Raw genomic sequence first — 16,751 nt, 5'->3', positions numbered from 1 at the left:
GTGTTGCTGTGGCAACCGACAAAAACAAAAAGCTTCTTTATAGTTAGCAATAACTAACCATTATTATACTGCTTAGACAATGAAATGTCAATGTAAGGAGGCTGTCTATGAATGGGATCGGTTTAGATTGCGGAACTGCTACTGTCAAACTGGCTATGCTCTCACAGGAGAGGGAGCTTTTGTGGTTCAAATCCTCCGCGCATCATGGTGCCGCAGTTCAAACAGTTCGGGCACTTCTCGGCGAACTACTGCAGGCGGATAGCAATGCTTGCGGCTATCCGGTAATGCTCACCGGAAGCGCAGGAGATCGACTTTCAGATGCCTGCCCCGGACTCTCGACTCTGGGCGATATTCCTGCCATCCATCGCGGTATCCGTCTGCTGGCGCCGGAAGTGAAATCTGCCATCGAAATTGGCAGTCAAAGTGCTCGTTTCCTCACAGAGCTGGATCGTGGTACTCCTCCCAGATTTGCAGTGAATGAGCACTGTGCCGGGGGCACCGGCTCCTTTTTTGAGGACCAAATGTCCCGGCTGGGCTTGCGGATCGAGGATTATTCCGAACTGGTAGCAAAGGCTCGCTCCATCCCCCGCCTCTCCGGCCGCTGTGCTGTCTTTGCTAAAACGGATATCATTCACCGACAGCAGGAGGGGGTGCCTACTCCTGACATTCTGCTGGGGCTCTGCTACGCAATGGTCCGCAACTATAAAGCGGTTATCGTGCGGGGACTTCCTGTGGAGAAACCTGTGGCTTTATGTGGCGGAGTTGGCTACAATGCGGGGGTTCTTCGGGCTATTCGGGATGTTTTTGGTCTCACGGAAGAAGAATTGATTTTACCGAAGAATTTCCTCTACGCCGGCGCCGCCGGGGCTGCGCTGGCTGCTCAGGAGGCAGGCACCTGTTCCATGGGAGAACTACTGGCCTCTCTGTGTGGGCAGGATTCAAACACGGAAGACCGGCTGCACCGTCGTCAGCCACTGGGGCCTGATCCCAAGGTTTTTGTATCTGATCCGCCTGTTTCCGGCCATATCCCACCACAGGGCTGCGCTTTGGGCATTGATGTAGGTTCTACCAGCACAGACCTGGTTCTCACGGATCAATTCGGAGAACTGGTGGACTTCCAGTATCTTCGCACCGCCGGAGACCCGGAGGCTGCGGTGCGAAAGGGCCTGGAGAATATCCGCTCCCGTTTTGGGCGGATTCCCCTTCTGGCAGTTGGCGTCACTGGCTCCGGACGAGAGCGGATCGGCCGGCTCATCGGTGCGGATGCCGTGCGAGATGAGATTACAGCCCAGGCAAGAGCTGCCATCCAATGTATGCCCAAAGCAGATACCGTCTTTGAGATCGGCGGTCAAGATTCTAAATACATCTCCCTTCAGAATGGGCAGGTTGCAGACTTTCAAATGAACAAAATCTGTGCTGCCGGAACCGGCTCCTTTGTGGAGGAGCAGGCCGCACGCATGAACATCCCTTTGAAGGACTTCGGCCGCCTGGCACTTACTGCAAAGGCCCCTGTGGAATTGGGAGAGCGATGCACCGTGTTTATCGAGACCGCTATCCTATCTGCCCAGGCACAGGGAGCCACCCAGGCAGAGGTCGCAGCCGGTTTGTGCCAGTCCATTGTCCGAAATTATCTCCACAAAGTAGTTGGGAGCAAGCCAGTAGGACGCCATATTGTGCTCCAGGGCGGTGTGGCCTATAACCCCGGCATCGTGGCCGCTTTCCGCCAGGAATTTGGAGATCGGCTCACAGTCTCTCCCTGCTTCTCCATCAGTGGAGCATACGGCGCCGCTCTGCTGGCACTGGAATCCAAGAAAGGCCCTACCCGCTTCCATGGGTTCGACAGGCAGCCGGAAGCGGAGGTCGCCCTGTCCGCGGAGATTCAACGCAACATCGCCTTTTACCAGCGTGGCCCACGGTTGCTGTTGGAAGGTTATGATCCAACACCTGTCCCCGGAAGGAAAACGGTGGGTGTACCTTTTGCCCTGATGATCCACAAGTTCTTTCCTATGGCAAATGCCTTCTTCCGGCAGTTGGGATTCAATGTACTGCTCTCGCCGTCTACCAACGAGGAGATCATACGCCTCTCCCAACAGACAGCCCAGGCGGAGACCTGTTACCCGGTAAAGCTGATCCATGGTCATATGGCCTGGTTGGCAGAGCGCGGTGTTGACTATATCTTTCTCCCCTCCATCCATACCATGAGGCATGAGACCTCCAAGGTTGAGCACAACTACGGCTGTGTCTATATGCAGACCGCACCTCAGTTGGCCGCCCGTGCCCTTCGTCTGGCAGAGCAGGGCATTGAGTTGCTCAACCCTGTGTTCGATCTGGACTTTGGGCAGGAAGCGATGGCATCAGCTATGCTGGGCCTTGGAAAACAGCTTGGCATCCCCAAACTGCGGTGTCTGCCTGCCCTGATGGCCGGAGCCCAAGCGGTACGCCGGCATACAGCAGCAGTAGAGCGGCAGGGTCGTGAACTGCTTTCCTCTCTGAATCCTGAGGACAAAGTACTTGTACTGATCACCCGGAACTACGGTCTTTCCGATCCGGTGCTGAATATGGGAATCCCTCGTCTGCTGCTGGAACGGGGGCACAAGGTAATTACTCTCTCCCATTTACCTGCTCACGACCTGGATCTGTCAGCGGACTACCCCAATCTGTACTGGCCCTTCGGACAACACATCCTCTCCGGGGCGAAACTCGTGGCCCATCACCCCAATCTGTACGCCGTCTATCTCACCAATCACGGCTGCGGACCGGATACGATGCTCTCCTATCTGTTCCGGAAGGAGATGGGCGAAAAACCCTATCTGCACATCGAAGTGGATGAGCACTTCTCACCAGTAGGCGTTATTACTCGCATCGAGGCATTTCTCCAGAGTCTGGAAAGCCGTTCCTCTCAGCCACTGCCGGATCACTTTAAGCTCACAGCTGTGGAACACTGCTCTACCAAAGTCGTTGATATCCCAGAATCAAACCACGGCCCTTTATATGTTTTGGATCTGCCGCCGTTTACCACATATCTTAGGAAATATGCTGAAATGGTATGGAATGTGGAAACCCATCCCATGCCTCTGGGCGGCACTTCCCTGGTTTTGGGCCGGGGGGAGACCAGTTCCAAAGAGTACCTTCCCTTCCCCGCATTACTGGATGGTATTCTGAACGCAGCGGAGAAGGAATCCGATTCCTTTCAGATGCTGATTCCCTCCACTCAAGGCGCGGAGGCCGACGGCCAGTACCCGTGGGCGGTGGAGGCAGTGCTTGCCAACCGGGGACTGGAGCGGGTAACACTGGTTTCCCCGGAACTGGAAACTTTGCCGGAGAACATCCCAGATCCAGACCTGTTGTTCCGAGCCGTGTTGGCAGGAGATCTCATACTGTGCGCCCCGCCTGAGCAGCGCAGCGCACTAAGTCCAGACGACATTCCAAATTGGGACAGCCTGAGCACGTTGGCGGCGCAAATCGGAAGCATCCCTGTCAAAAGCCAGCCTCTTGCCGCGGTGGGAGAACCCCTTACGCTGTTTGCTCTAAACGACGGGGTGCTGGGAACGCTGGAAAGGCAGGGCCGGCCTCTGTATCGTGCCCCCCTGAGCGAGTACCTCTGGTTTCTCTGGCGAAATTCCGGAAGTGTCATAGCCGCTTCCTGGACGGATCAAATGACAGAACTGGGGCGCCTATTGGGGGCGAGAAGCAGCTTCTCCAAAGATCCGGAGGGGATGCGTACTGCAGCGGATCAGCTGCTGCCGAGATTTGCCGGAGCCAACGGTCGGTACCGTTTGGCCAAGGCACGGGAACTTGGCCGAACATCGGCTGGTGTGCTGACGCTGGCTCCCCGGTATGAAAACACAGCAACACTGTTGGATATGACTGGTGAAATGGGTGGAATCCCCCACTTACATCTTGCCATGGACAGTGATTGGGACGAGAGCGCCTGGTCCCGCCTAAACTCCTTCCTCTATTACCTGAAATAAACCCCAGAATCATACCCTTTGTCCGTGCAGGCAGTTTATAGAAGCCTCTTTTGTTTTTATCGACCGAGGCTGTAGAAAAAGCACCGGAGGAGTGGTGAAGGAAAAAACCTGTTGTTGATTTGACCCGATGTATGTCCCTGAATATGGATTGTGTCTGGTGGAGCACAGCTCAGGATGGGTGCTGCTCCCCATGCCCCAATCCAGCCGGTAGATGCCATGGTGGTCCGGGGAAGCGGCATTATCCCCGTGGACTGAGTGGTACTAAAAGGTGAGGGCACCGTCAATTTGGCGTCCCCTCACCGGAGAGTCCATCCCAGCCTCCAAGCGCAGGCGGCGTTGTTTGTGCCAGAACTATTGCGGAGGAAGCCAAGCTTCGTAGTTTGCAACATGAGGAGTACCATTCTTTAGGTGGAGTATCTGGTGGCTCACGGCATCGCAAGCACCGTCGATGAGGAGCGAGTCCTCATCGGTAGCGCCCACTTTGTCTTTGAGGATGAGGGTTGCGTCATTCCAGAAGGCGAACAGGAGCGCTTTGACGCCCTGCCGCCGGAGTATTCTCACCTGTATCTGGCCGTAGGCGGACAGCTGGCCGCCGTGATCTGCATCTCCGACCCGCTGCGGGAGGAGGCAAAGGAAGCCCTCTCTGCCCTCCGTACCTTGGGGATTACCAGCACCGTTATGCTCACCGGCGACAGTTACCGCACCGCCGCAGCCATTGCCGCCCAGGTAGGAGTGGATGACTTCCGCGCCGGAGTCCTGCCGGCGGACAAGGCGGAGTATGTGGCAAGGCTTCGCCGGGAGGGACACACCGTGTTGATGGTAGGCGACGGCATCAACGACTCGCCGGCCTTGTCCGAGGCGGACGCGGGCATCGCCATCAGCGACGGCGCCGCCATCGCCCGGGAGATCGCGGACATCACCATTGCCGCCGACAGCCTCTGGGAGATTGTAGAGCTGCGTCGGATCGCCATGGCGCTGATGGCGCGCATCCATTCCAACTACCGCTTCGTCATCGGCTTCAACGGCGCCCTGATCGCTCTGGGCGTAGCCGGAGTCCTGCCGCCAGCCACCTCCGCCACGCTGCACAATTTCTCCACCCTGGGCGTCAGCTTGCGGAGCATGAGCCGGCTGACTACTCAGACGCAGTCCACTCGGGGCAACAATTTGCAGAATGGATAAAAAAGAATCCTTTCCGCTTGGTAGCTTGTGCTTTTTGCGTGGTTGCACATGACTAACTCCGTGTGCTATAATAAGCCCACGATGCGCAGTGCGTGATGCATGGTAAGTCCAATCGCCGCTGCGCATCTTTTTTCGCAAAGAAGTTAGCCATAGCTAACCGCATGAAAGAAAGGGGAGGATTGTATCAGACCGTATCGTTCTACCATAGTTCTCTTGGCTCTGTTGCTTGTCTTGTCCTGCTGCTCACTGTTTGTAGGCGTGATCGATCTGACGCCGGGCGAGCTTCTGGCGGGCAATTTTGAGCAGCTGGAGATTTTCATCATCTCCCGGCTGCCCCGTCTGCTGGCCATTTTGTGTACCGGCATTGGCATGAGCGTGGCGGGGCTCATCATGCAGCAGCTGTGCAGCAACAAATTCGTGTCCCCAACCACCGGGGCCACCATCTCCTCGGCCCAGTTCGGCATCTTGCTGGCGCTCCTGTTTATGCCGGCCTCCACCCTGTGGAGCCGTGCCATCTTCGCCTTTGCCACAGCAATTCTGGGCACTTGGATCTTCGTTTGGTTCATTCAGCGCATCCAGTTCAAGGATGTGGTTATGGTTCCGTTGGTGGGCATTATGTTCGGCAATGTCATCGGCGGCATTACCAACTATCTGGCGTACAAGTACGAGATGACCCAGGCCCTGTCCTCCTGGCTGGTGGGCCACTTTTCCCTGGTGCTGAAGGGCCGGTATGAGATCGTCTGGCTGACGGTGCCGCTGGTCATTCTGGCCTTTTTCTTTGCCAACCACTTCAACATCGTGGGGCTGGGCAAGGATTTTTCCAAGAACCTGGGGGTCCCGTACAATCTGGTGCTCTTCTCCGGCCTCACCATTGCCGCCATGATCACTGCCTCCATCGTGGTGGTGGTCGGCTCCATCTCCTACATCGGCCTGATCGTGCCCAATGTGGTAGCCATGTACAAGGGCGACAAGATTCGGGGCACGCTGGTGGACACCGCCCTGTTTGGCGCAATCTTCGTGCTGGTGTGCGACATGATCGGCCGGGTGGTGATCGCCCCCTACGAGCTGCCCATCGAACTGATCGTGGGCATCCTGGGAAGCCTCATTTTCATCGCCCTGCTGTTTTACCGGCTCAAGCATGGCCGCAAGGCCATCCGTCTGGGCGGCGCCGGAACAAGCTGCTGCTCCACCATGCCCAACCTGAAGGGAGGTGCAGACCAGTGAACACGGCTGCCATACGCGCCAACCGGCGCAAACTCCTGATTTTGGCCTTTCTGGTTTTGCTCTGCGCGGCGGGCTATATGCTGGTTGAAGTGAATTTCTCTAATCCCAAGCTGCTGGCCTACGCCATGAAGATCCGAACTCCCAAGCTCATCGTCATGCTGATCACGGCCTTTGCCATTGGCGGAGCCTCCATCGTGTTCCAGTCCATCATCAACAACACCATCGTGACTCCCTGCCTGCTGGGGATGAATTCCCTCTATACCCTCATCCACACGGCGGTGGTGTTCTTTCTTGGATCTGCCAGCGTGGTGGCCTCCAATGCCAACCTGTCCTTCGCGGTGGATGTGGTGCTCATGGGCATTACCGCTACCATTATCTACAGCTGGATCTTCAAAAAGACCAAGCACAATGTGCTGTATGTGCTGTTGGTGGGCACAGTACTAACTTCGTTTTTCAGCAGCATTCAGACTACTCTTACACGGGTCATGGACCCCAATGAGTACGACAACCTGCTGAATACTCTGGTGGCAAGCTTCAGCAACATCAATTCCGAGATCATCGTCTTTTCCCTGATTCTTCTGGCAGGCGTCATCTTCGCTCTGCGCAAGGAACTGGCCCTGCTGGATGTGCTGACCTTAGGCAAGGAGCAGGCCATCAACCTCGGCGTGGACTACGACCGCTGCATCCGCCGCCTGCTGCTCGGCGTGACCCTCTGCATCGCCGTGGCCACCGCCATGGTGGGGCCCATCTCCTTTTTGGGGCTCATCATCGCCAACCTGTCCCGGCAGCTGCTCAAGACCTTCCGCCACACCCAGCTGGTGCTGGGCTCGGCCCTGTTCGGCATGATCGTGCTGGTGGGCGGGCAGCTCATCGTCGAGCATGTGTATTCCTACTCCGTGCCGGTGAGCGTGTTCATCACCGTGGGCGGCGGCCTTTACTTCCTCTACCTCCTCCTGACAAGAAAGAAGGTGTGACCATGCGTGTACAGGAATTGACAAAACAGTATGACGGGAAAACCGTGGTGGACGGCGTGAGCTTCGCCATTCCCAAGGGTAAGGTGATTTCCCTGATCGGCCCCAACGGCGCGGGCAAGTCCACCGTCATGGGCATGATCTCCTGACTGATCGCCCACGACAGCGGACTGGTAGACTTTGAGGGCAAGGACATTGGCAAATGGAAAAGTAAGGAGCTCTCCAAGCGTCTTGCCATCCTGACCCAGTCCAATAACATCCAGATGAAGCTGACTGTGCGGGAGCTGGTGACCTTCGGGCGCTTTCCGTATTCAGGCAACCGGGTCACCCCAGAGGATCAGAAGATTATCGACCGAGCTATTCACTACATGGAACTGGAGGAGTTCCAGGATCGCTTCATCGACGAGCTCTCCGGCGGCCAGCGGCAGCGGGCCATGATCGCCATGGTCATCGCCCAGGACACGGAGTATGTGCTGCTGGATGAGCCCACCAACAATCTGGATATCTACCACGCCACCAATATGATGAAAATCGTCCGCCGCCTCTGCGACGAGCTGGGGAAGACGGTGATTTTGGTGCTGCATGAGATCAATTATGCGGCATTCTATTCTGATTACATCTGTGCCTTCAAGGACGGAAAAATCGCCAAGTTCGGCACTGTGGAGGAGGTGATGACGAAAGAGAACCTGTCCCAGATCTATCAGGTGGACTTCGAGATTCTGACCATTGCGGGCAAGCCTCTGTCCATCTACTATTGACCCTTATTTTCAGTACTTTTTAGAAAAGGAGTAACCAAAAATGAACATGAAAAAGATGCTTTCTCTTGCCCTGGCCGGTGTGATGGCCCTGAGCCTCATGGCCTGCTCTGCGCAGAACGGCGGCGATTCTTCCGAGAATACCTCCTCGCCCGGCAGCAGCCAGTCCAGTGAGGAAACCCAGAACAACGAGACCCCTGAGTCTGTGACCATTACCAGCCTCAATGCCAACAAGGAGGCGGCGGAGCTGGAGGTGCCGTATGATCCTCAGCGTATCGCCATTCTGGACATGGCTTCCCTGGACATTCTGGACGCCCTGGGTGTGGGTGACCGGGTAGTGGGCACCGCCGATACCAGCCTTGAATACCTCCAGGATTACATCAACGACGACATTGCCAACCTGGGCACCATCAAGGAAGCCGATCTGGAAGCTGTCATGGCCTGCGAGCCGGATGTCATCTTTATCGGTGGCCGTCTGGCCTCCAGCTACGACGCCCTCAGCGAGATTGCTCCTGTGGTCTACTTGGCCACTGATACCGAGCTTGGCGTAGTGGAAAGCGTGCGGCAGAACGCTACCACCATTGCCTCCATGTTTGGTCTGGAGGACAAGGTGGATGAGCTGATGGCCAATTTTGACGCCCGGATCACCGCCCTGTCCGAATTTGCCGCTGGCAAGACCGCCATCGTGGGACTGGTCACCAGCGGCAGCTACAATGTGCTGGGCAATGACGGCCGCTGCTCCATGATTGGACGCGAAATTGGTTTCGAAAATATTGGCGTGGACGCCAACATCGACACCTCCACCCATGGCAACGAGGCATCTTTTGAGTTCATTGTGGAGAAGGCACCCGACTATATCTTCGTTCTGGATCGTGATGCCGCCATCGGCACCGACGGGGCAAAGCTGGCCCAGGAGATCATGGAAAACGAGTTGGTGATGGGAACTGATGCCTACAAGAACGGCAACATCGTCTATCTGGCTCACCCCGCCGTGTGGTACACCGCCGAGGGTGGTATCTCCGCACTGGACATTATGCTGCAGGATCTGGAGAGCGAGCTGCTGGGTTAACGCTGTTTCAGATGGAGTATTACGGCCTTTCTCCAAAGAACTCATATATCGTTTTCATTGAACTTGACTACTAACGAAAGGAGCGCTTACCATGGATCAGGAAAACAGAATGCCTCTTATTGGCGACAAGGCCCCGTCCTTCGAGGCTGTCACCACCCAGGGCCCTATCAAATTCCCGGAGGATTACGCCGGCAAATGGGTGATCCTCTTCTCCCATCCTGCGGATTTCACCCCGGTCTGCACCACGGAGTTTATGACCTTCGGCTCCATGATCGACGAGTTCAAGGCTCTCAATACTGAGCTGGTTGGGCTTTCGGTGGACTCCATCTATTCCCACATTGCCTGGCTGCGGAAGATCCAGGAGCTGGAGTGGAACGGTAAGAAGCACATCAATGTGACCTTCCCCCTCATCGAGGATATCCGCATGGAGGTGGCCAACAAGTACGGCATGATCCAGCCGGGACAGTCCAACACCCAGGCGGTACGGGCGGTGTTTGTCATCGACCCCAACGGCGTGGTGCGAACCATCCTGTACTATCCGCTGTCCACGGGCCGCAACTTTGACGAGATCAAGCGTATCATCCTGGCGCTCCAGAAAGCGGACGCCGACGCCTGCGCCACCCCGGCCGACTGGCGACCCGGCGATGATGTCATCGTACCCACCGCTGGCAGCTGCGGCGTAGCCAAGGAGCGGATGGACAACCAGAGCGAGAATCAGTATTGCCTGGACTGGTTCATGTGCTTCCGCAAAGAGTCGAAGTAATACTAAGTTAATTCCCCAATAACAGAAAACCGGTCGAGATTTCATGCACGAGATCTCGACCGGTTCTTTTTTGTTGTATTGCGGTGATTTTGCAAAGACTCTCGGTGATAACCAATAGAAAATGAGCTTCAGAATTTGCAACTGCGTTTATAATTAATTTGCCGTTCCCATTTGAAATGCCGACCGTCCAATATGCTGGAAAAGTATTGCTATGCCTCCTGCGAGCCTCATTTTTCTATCTTTTCTGGTGGTATAAATTCTAATAGATCGCCGATCCCACAATTCAACACCGTACAAAGCCTTGCGAGGACATCTATATCTAAACGAGTAATTTGGTTTTTACAATAATTGTTGATCTGGGTCCGCTGCATCTCAGCTCGATGGCTCAGCATATTCTTGCTAAGACCAGATGCCTTCAACAGCTCGTCCAGCTTAATCCGAATCGTTCCATATTCCACTTGCCAACCCTCCGACCACAAGAAATATGTTGACAAGTTTAGTGTACCCTTGGTAGAATAGAAAAATAAGATATAGAAAGTCTTGTCGGACTAATTGCACATATATAATGCACAGTTTTGGCTTGTGCTTTTTAGACAATATGAATATATAATAATACAAAAAGCGGATAATCTTCAAATTTCAGCAAAACTGCCTAAAACCTAAGCGATTTCTAAGAAACCCCTAAAAATTCCCTATTATAATACCCCCATCGAAACGGTGAGGGGAAACGCACTTTTTGTCTGTTATCCCCGCAAGGGGAGAATATGGCAGGAAATCGTATAGGGAGCAATGAACACCCGCCGGGGGTCAGGGAAAAAAGAGCAACATTACATACCGCAATCCTTCAAGGGGTTGCGGTTCTTTTTTATTCGACACCATTTGTCCTTACTCACTATATACCGCTAAAGCTCGGCAAATATTTCTCTTCGTATGCACTCACCGCACGGTGGGTGCATTTTATGCTCAGGGCGAAAGACGGAGACTTTTTCATCTCCGACTGGCTGCGAAACCGAAACACAGTTGAATTTCTCGGGATATGGGAACAGATCCACAACCCGGATTTTAATTATGGCGAATTCGCCGTAATTAGAAGCCAGGCTGGTTTGAACAGCTACAAGCTCAGCGTCAAAGAGTGGGTTGAAAAGACCCATGCAATTGGACTGCGGGCAAAGGCCGGAAGATATGGCGGTACATATGCCTACAAAGACATTGCCTTTGAGTTCGGCATGTGGATCAGCCCTGAGTTCAAAATCTATCTGATCAAGGAATTTGAGCGGCTCAAGACCGAGGAAATGAAACAGCTTGGCTGGGACATCAAGCGAAATCTGGCCAAGATCAACTATCGAATCCATACAGATGCCATCAAGGAGAATCTGATTCCACCGGAGCTTTCCGCAAAGCAGATTTCCATGGTGTATGCCAGTGAAGCCGATGTCTTGAATATGGCTCTGTTCGGTATGACCGCAAAGCAGTGGCGGGACAGCCATCCCGATCTGAAAGGGAATATCCGTGACTACGCCAATGTCTCTCAGCTGGTCTGCCTGTCCAATCTGGAGAACCTGAATGCGGTGTTCATCAATGAGGGGATGTCTCAGGCCGAACGGCTGACAAAACTCAATGCCATCGCTATAAGCCAGATGGAGATCCTGACTCAAGATCACCGAATCGAAGCTCTGGAGGCTCATAGCGAAGACCTATCTCCTATGGAGTAAAAATATAATCGGCAGGACGCTTGCGAGTGGGCGAAGGCCGTGGCATCTATAGTGTTGCGATGTTCCAAGAAGAAGGACACGCTTAAGCGTGTCCTTCTTTTTTTAGTCATATATGGATTAGTAAAATCCTCGAGCCGTTACGGCTCGAGGATTTTTTTCTATGAAATGTAAAAAAGAGGATCTTTTGACAGATAGTTTGTGGTATACAAAGAAATTCTTTGCATCGGTGTATGAGAACGTACATCATCCGGCCCTATGCGCCTATGGGTAGGAGGTGATACTATGATTCCGTTTGATAACCGGTGTATTCCCGTTGACGGTGCAATGCTGGCTGGACCTATGAGCTGTTGCTATAGGTGATTTGATATGTGTATGGATAAAAAAGACGGTGGAGACTCCGTCAGATAAGGAGGATAAATCTATGAGCAAATCCATTGTATGCCTGGACCCGGGCCATGGGCCGGGGTGTGTCAACGGCGCCCCGGACGGGAGCTACAGGGAATGTGAATTTACCTGGGACTTGTACACCCGCCTGCGACCTCTGCTGGAGGCACAGGGTATTACCGTGGTAGGCACCCGTGAGCAGGAGCGCGACTATCCCGGTCTCAGCGCCCGGGCCTCGGTGAGCAACCGGGCGGGGGCAGACCTGTTCGTTTCCCTCCACTCCAACGCTGCCGGGAGTTCTGCCCGTGGCTTTGTGGCATTCACCTCTGCACCCCCGGAGACGGCGGCACGGAACCGTCTGGCAGCCGCCATCATCAACCGCGTCCATGCCGCCGGTGTGGTGCTGTGGGGGAGCGGGCTGGCCCATGAGTTGTACACGGTGCTGGCCTCCACCACCGCCCCGGCGGTGCTGCTGGAATACGGCTTCCACACCAACGCCCAGGACCTGGCCCTGCTGAAGGACGCCGCCTACCGGGATAAGCTGGCCCAGGCCACCTGTGCCGGAATCTGCGACTATCTGGGCCTGGAGGTCAAGGAGCCGGACCAGGAGAGCGGACAGCCCAATGAGCCGGACAGCTGGGCCAGGGAGGCATGGAGCAAGGCAGCTGCCGCCGGCATCTTCGACGGCACCCGTCCCCGGGACGGGCTGACCCGGCAGGAGGCCGCCGTGGTGCTGGACCGGCTTGGGCTGCTGCCGGAGAAAGGAGCCTGACATGGAGCACATCAATTCCTTCAAAGCGGCGGTGGCTGCCTTCTGTGCCGCCCTCACCGCCCTATGGGGCTGGTTTGGCTGGGTGGTGGTGGCATGGGTGGGTTGTATGCTCATCGACTACGCCACCGGCTCCGCCGCCGCCCTGCGGGCGGGGGAGTGGTCCAGCAAGACCGCCCGGGACGGCATCTGGCACAAGCTGGGCAGTGTGGTGGCCGTCATTGTGGCGGCTATCCTGGACACGGTCATTGGCCGCTTGTTGGGCAACGTCCCCGGGGTGGAGCTGCCATTCACCTACACGGTGCTCCTCTGCCCCCTGGTGGTGATCTGGTACATCCTCACCGAGGCGGGCTCCATCATCGAGAACGCCGGTGCCCTGGGGGCTCCGATACCGGCTTGGCTCACCAAAATGATTGCGTCCCTGGGAGCCAAAGTGGATCAGGCGGGGGACAACCTGGAAAATTGAATACCGGATAGAAATGCCCTGTGGGCGCCGAGATAAAGGCGCCCACAGGGCATTTTTAGTGCAGGAGATGAAAGGGTCAGGCCTTGGCCAGCTGACGGCGGAACAGGGTGCGGAAGATCAACCGGACCAGAGGACCGCAGTAGAGCAGCTGCCAAATCAGTGCCATGGGCATATTGCAGCCGAAGGTGTGGACCCAGGCGCCGAAGCTGGGCTCCTTGAACAGCAGGGTGGCAATCAGGCTCATGGTGGGGCACATGATGCACACGATCATGGTGGAGATGGCGTAGGTAATGAACTGAGGGCGGTCGGTGGGCCGCATGAAGGAAAAGGCCAGTCTGGTGGCCAGCTTTTCTACCACAAAGAACTCCAGCAGGAAGGCGATGGGCGCCATGATGGGCAGCTCATGAAGGGCCAGCAGGAAGGTCTGATTGGTAACGCCGCCGGTATTGAGAGCTACGTTGTAGACGATCATACCGTATACCATGATAACGGCCATGATAATGGTAAAGATCACATTTTGCAGTTTTGTTTTAGGCATTTGGGGTCTCCTCTCCAAACAGTTTGGACAGCAACAAAAAAGGAAAGCAACGAAACGCCCGTCTCGTTACTTTCCTTCACTGCGACTGCCTATTATAGGTTCATTTTAGCATTTTTAAAAGGCTTTCGTAAGCGTTTTTTTGCAGGCAGAGCACACAAAAATGTCTCAACGTGAGCGCTCCTTTTGTCCAAGGTGCATGGTTGACAGCAAAAGGAAATCGCGCTAAAATATTTGTATACAAATTGTTTGGAACAAAACTGTTTGGGGGAGGAGCCATATGGACCGCAGCTTCCACTATCTGTTGATGGCGACGCAATCGCTGTTTCAGCGTAGCGTGATGGCGGAACTGAACGGGTCTGGCCTGACGGCCGGCCAGCCCAAAGTGCTGGACTACTTGGGCCGCCACGACGGCAGCGTACAGAAGGCGATTGCGGCCGGATGCCAGATCGACCCGGCCACGCTGACAGGGTTGCTCAATCGCATGGAGGAAAAGGGCCTGATCCGGCGCTGCAATGAGGATGGCAACCGGCGGTCCCTCCACGTCTATCTGACAGAGCAGGGATGGGCCAAACAGAGAGAGGTGCGCCAGACCATGGAGCGGCAGTCGGAGGTAGTACAGGCTGGACTGAGCGAGGAACAGCGGGCTCAACTGCTGGACTGCCTCTACAAGGTGTGCGCGAATATGACCGATATGGAGGGTTTGCAGTGAGCAAAGCAGAGCTGGTCCGGAGATATGTGTTGTTTTTATTCGGACTGTTCGTCAATTCTCTGGGGATCGCCCTGGCCACCAGAGCCAACCTGGGCACGTCGCCCATTACCAGCGTCCCCTATGTGCTGAGCATTCGGTTTCCCCTGTCACTGGGGATGTTTACCCTGTTTTTCAGCCTGCTGTTGATTGCCATTCAGCTGATTATCCTGGGGAAGCGTTTTCCCAAGCAGTTTTTGCTTCAGCTGCCGGTGATCCCTATCTTTTCTGTATTCATCGACCTGTCCATGGCGCTGTTCTGGTTTGTGGACCCCCAGACCTATCCCGCTAAAGTCTGCTCGCTGCTGCTGGGCTGCCTGGTGCTGGGTTTTGGTGTGTTCATTGAGGTGGCGGCCAATGTGGTCATGCTGCCGGGCGAGTGTACAGTAAAGGCCATCTCCACTCGCTGGAACACCAACTTTGGAAAGACCAAGGTAGCGGTGGATGTGACTATGGCGGCCACGGCGGCGGTGCTGGGGCTGCTGCTGTTCCATACCCTGACCGGAGTTCGGGAGGGTACCTTCATTTCCGCTCTGCTGGTGGGGACCATTGCAAGGCTGTTTGGCCGCCTGATCGGAGCACCGGTGCAGGCATTGCTGAAGAGCCGTCAGTTGTCTCAAGCCTAAATATAAAAAATGTCCGGCCATGCTGTAAATCAACAGCATGGCCGGACGTTTTTCTTTTTAAAATAGGAGATTTCAGCGGCTCCAGTCCCGGCTGCGGCCCACTGCCTTGTGCCAGCCGGCCAGCAGCCGCTCCCGCTCCGGGGCGGTCATACGGGGTTCAAAGGCGGTATCGCACATCCACAGGTGGCGAATCTCGTCGGTGTCCTGCCACACATGGGCAGCCAGACCGGCCAGGTAGGCCGCGCCCAGGGCGGTGGTCTCCCGGATGGCGGGACGGCGCACCTCACGATCAATGATATCGGCTTGGAACTGCATCAGGAACTGGTCTCGGCTGGCGCCGCCATCGGCCTTCAGCTGGGTGAGAGGTACGCCGGTGTCTGACTCCATGGCGTGAACCAGATCGGCTACCTGGTAGGCAATGGATTCCTGGGCGGCCCGGATGATGTGCTCCCGGCGGGTGCCGCGGGTCAAGCCCACCAGAGTGCCCCGGGCGTACATATCCCAGTAGGGGGCACCCAGGCCGGTGAAGGCGGGCACCAGGTACACCCCGCCGTTGTCAGCGACCTTCTGGGCGTAATACTCCGCGTCTCGGCTCTCGGTGAAGAAACGCATCTCGTCCCGCAGCCACTGGATCACCGCTCCGCCCACAAAGACGGAGCCCTCCAGAGCGTATTGGACGCCGCCGTCCCGGCCCACGGCAATGGTGGTGATAAGGCCGTTGCGGCTCTCACAGGGGACCGAGCCGGTGTTCATCAGCAGAAAACAGCCGGTGCCGTAGGTGTTTTTGGCGTCGCCGGGCTCAAAGCAGGTCTGACCGAACAGAGCGGCCTGCTGGTCGCCAGCAATACCGGCGATGGGCACCTTGACGCCCTGGATTTCGGTATAGCCGTAGATCTCGCTGGAGGAGCGCACTTCGGGCAGCATGGCCTTGGGAATATCCAGGGCGTGGAGCAGGGTGTCGTCCCAGCACAGCTTATGGATATCGTAGAGCATGGTGCGGGAGGCGTTGGTCACGTCGGTGACGTGGACTGCCCCGCCGGTGAGCTTCCACAGCAGCCAGGTGTCCACCGTACCGAAGAGAATCTCGCCCCGGCGGGCCTTCTCCCGGGCTCCCTCCACATGATCCAGCATCCATTTGATCTTGGTGGCGGAGAAGTAGGCATCGGGGATCAGACCGGTGGTTTTGCGGATGTGGTCCCCCAGCCCGTCAGCCATCAGCTGATCCACAATGCCGGCGGTGCGGCGGCACTGCCACACGATGGCGTTGCAGATGGGGCGGCCGGTGGCCTTGTCCCACAAAATGGTGGTCTCCCGCTGGTTGGTGATGCCGATGGCGGCGATGTGGGCGGGGTCTACGCCGGACTGGGCGATGACCTCCATCATCACCGCGTACTGGGAGGACCAGATCTCCATGGCGTCGTGCTCCACCCAGCCCTCCTGGGGATAGATCTGGGTAAATTCCTTCTGGCTGATGCCGATGATGTTCTGCTCCCCGTCAAAGAGAATGGCCCGGGAACTGGTGGTACCCTGATCCAGGGACAGGATATACTTTTCCATAACAATGCCTCCCGATATTCCG

13 protein-coding genes and 2 pseudogenes are annotated in these 16,751 nt (G+C 56.0%); 12 read left to right on the top strand and 3 right to left on the bottom strand.

The genetic code is table 11. The annotated features are described in order from the left end of the window. Positions 1 to 107 precede the first annotated feature (107 nt). From B5E56_RS02015 to B5E56_RS01985, 7 genes and pseudogenes are all read left to right on the top strand, one after another. Positions 108 to 3,971 (top strand): acyl-CoA dehydratase activase, encoded by a 3,864-nt coding sequence (locus B5E56_RS02015; protein WP_242958734.1) that lies wholly within the window; start codon positions 108 to 110, stop codon positions 3,969 to 3,971. A gap of 353 nt (positions 3,972 to 4,324) precedes the next feature. Continuing rightward, a pseudogene (locus tag B5E56_RS02010) lies at positions 4,325 to 5,150 on the top strand (HAD-IC family P-type ATPase); the annotation flags it as partial. 213 nt (positions 5,151 to 5,363) lie between these two features. Further along, positions 5,364 to 6,374 carry an ABC transporter permease gene (locus tag B5E56_RS02005; protein ID WP_343214221.1) on the top strand — a complete coding sequence of 337 codons (1,011 nt, stop codon included), beginning with the start codon at positions 5,364 to 5,366 and terminating at the stop codon, positions 6,372 to 6,374. After that, a complete protein-coding gene (locus B5E56_RS02000; RefSeq protein WP_087388205.1) occupies positions 6,371 to 7,348 on the top strand; it encodes an iron chelate uptake ABC transporter family permease subunit in 978 nt (325 codons plus the stop codon). The genes B5E56_RS02005 and B5E56_RS02000 overlap by 4 nt, the downstream gene beginning before the upstream one ends. Before the next feature lie 2 nt (positions 7,349 to 7,350). Beyond that, positions 7,351 to 8,103 (top strand): annotated as a pseudogene (locus B5E56_RS01995) (ATP-binding cassette domain-containing protein). Between the two features lie 46 nt (positions 8,104 to 8,149). Continuing rightward, positions 8,150 to 9,169 (top strand): siderophore ABC transporter substrate-binding protein, encoded by a 1,020-nt coding sequence (locus B5E56_RS01990; RefSeq protein WP_206404952.1) that lies wholly within the window; start codon positions 8,150 to 8,152, stop codon positions 9,167 to 9,169. Between the two features lie 91 nt (positions 9,170 to 9,260). Further along, a complete protein-coding gene (locus B5E56_RS01985; protein WP_087388203.1) occupies positions 9,261 to 9,932 on the top strand; it encodes a peroxiredoxin in 672 nt (223 codons plus the stop codon). A gap of 227 nt (positions 9,933 to 10,159) precedes the next feature. On the opposite strand, the gene B5E56_RS01980 is transcribed toward B5E56_RS01985, so the two are convergent. Next, complete coding sequence (locus tag B5E56_RS01980; RefSeq protein WP_087238088.1) at positions 10,160 to 10,390, bottom strand: helix-turn-helix domain-containing protein; 231 nt, start codon at positions 10,388 to 10,390, stop codon at positions 10,160 to 10,162. A gap of 306 nt (positions 10,391 to 10,696) precedes the next feature. Between B5E56_RS01980 and B5E56_RS01975 the strand changes: the two genes are divergently transcribed. The 3 genes from B5E56_RS01975 to B5E56_RS01965 all read left to right on the top strand — a co-directional run bounded on the left by B5E56_RS01975 (position 10,697) and on the right by B5E56_RS01965 (position 13,263). Beyond that, positions 10,697 to 11,644 (top strand): KilA-N domain-containing protein, encoded by a 948-nt coding sequence (locus B5E56_RS01975; RefSeq protein WP_242958732.1) that lies wholly within the window; start codon positions 10,697 to 10,699, stop codon positions 11,642 to 11,644. 421 nt (positions 11,645 to 12,065) lie between these two features. Then, entirely contained in the window at positions 12,066 to 12,800 is a 735-nt protein-coding gene (locus B5E56_RS01970) for an N-acetylmuramoyl-L-alanine amidase family protein (RefSeq protein ID WP_087388201.1), read from the top strand. A gap of 1 nt (position 12,801) precedes the next feature. Beyond that, a complete protein-coding gene (locus tag B5E56_RS01965) occupies positions 12,802 to 13,263 on the top strand; it encodes a phage holin family protein (protein ID WP_087388199.1) in 462 nt (153 codons plus the stop codon). A 76-nt stretch (positions 13,264 to 13,339) separates the two neighbouring features. Here the strand turns inward: B5E56_RS01965 and B5E56_RS01960 are convergent, their stop codons facing one another. After that, a complete protein-coding gene (locus B5E56_RS01960; protein ID WP_087271063.1) occupies positions 13,340 to 13,801 on the bottom strand; it encodes a DUF2798 domain-containing protein in 462 nt (153 codons plus the stop codon). Between the two features lie 337 nt (positions 13,802 to 14,138). Between B5E56_RS01960 and B5E56_RS01955 the strand changes: the two genes are divergently transcribed. Continuing rightward, positions 14,139 to 14,510 carry a MarR family winged helix-turn-helix transcriptional regulator gene (locus tag B5E56_RS01955; protein WP_242958730.1) on the top strand — a complete coding sequence of 124 codons (372 nt, stop codon included), beginning with the start codon at positions 14,139 to 14,141 and terminating at the stop codon, positions 14,508 to 14,510. Next, positions 14,507 to 15,172: a YczE/YyaS/YitT family protein gene (locus B5E56_RS01950; RefSeq protein WP_242958728.1), complete on the top strand. Its 666-nt coding sequence runs from the start codon at positions 14,507 to 14,509 to the stop codon at positions 15,170 to 15,172. The genes B5E56_RS01955 and B5E56_RS01950 overlap by 4 nt, the downstream gene beginning before the upstream one ends. Before the next feature lie 72 nt (positions 15,173 to 15,244). Here the strand turns inward: B5E56_RS01950 and glpK are convergent, their stop codons facing one another. Then, on the bottom strand, positions 15,245 to 16,729 hold the full coding sequence (glpK, locus tag B5E56_RS01945; RefSeq protein WP_191433510.1) for a glycerol kinase GlpK: 1,485 nt from the start codon (positions 16,727 to 16,729) through the stop codon (positions 15,245 to 15,247). Positions 16,730 to 16,751 lie beyond the last annotated feature (22 nt).

The organism is Flavonifractor sp. An112 (assembly GCF_002161085.1).
Taxonomy (GTDB): Bacteria; Bacillota; Clostridia; order Oscillospirales; family Oscillospiraceae; genus Flavonifractor; species Flavonifractor avicola.
Note: the sequence above shows the minus strand (reverse complement) of the source record. Positions and strands in the feature narration are given on the sequence as shown.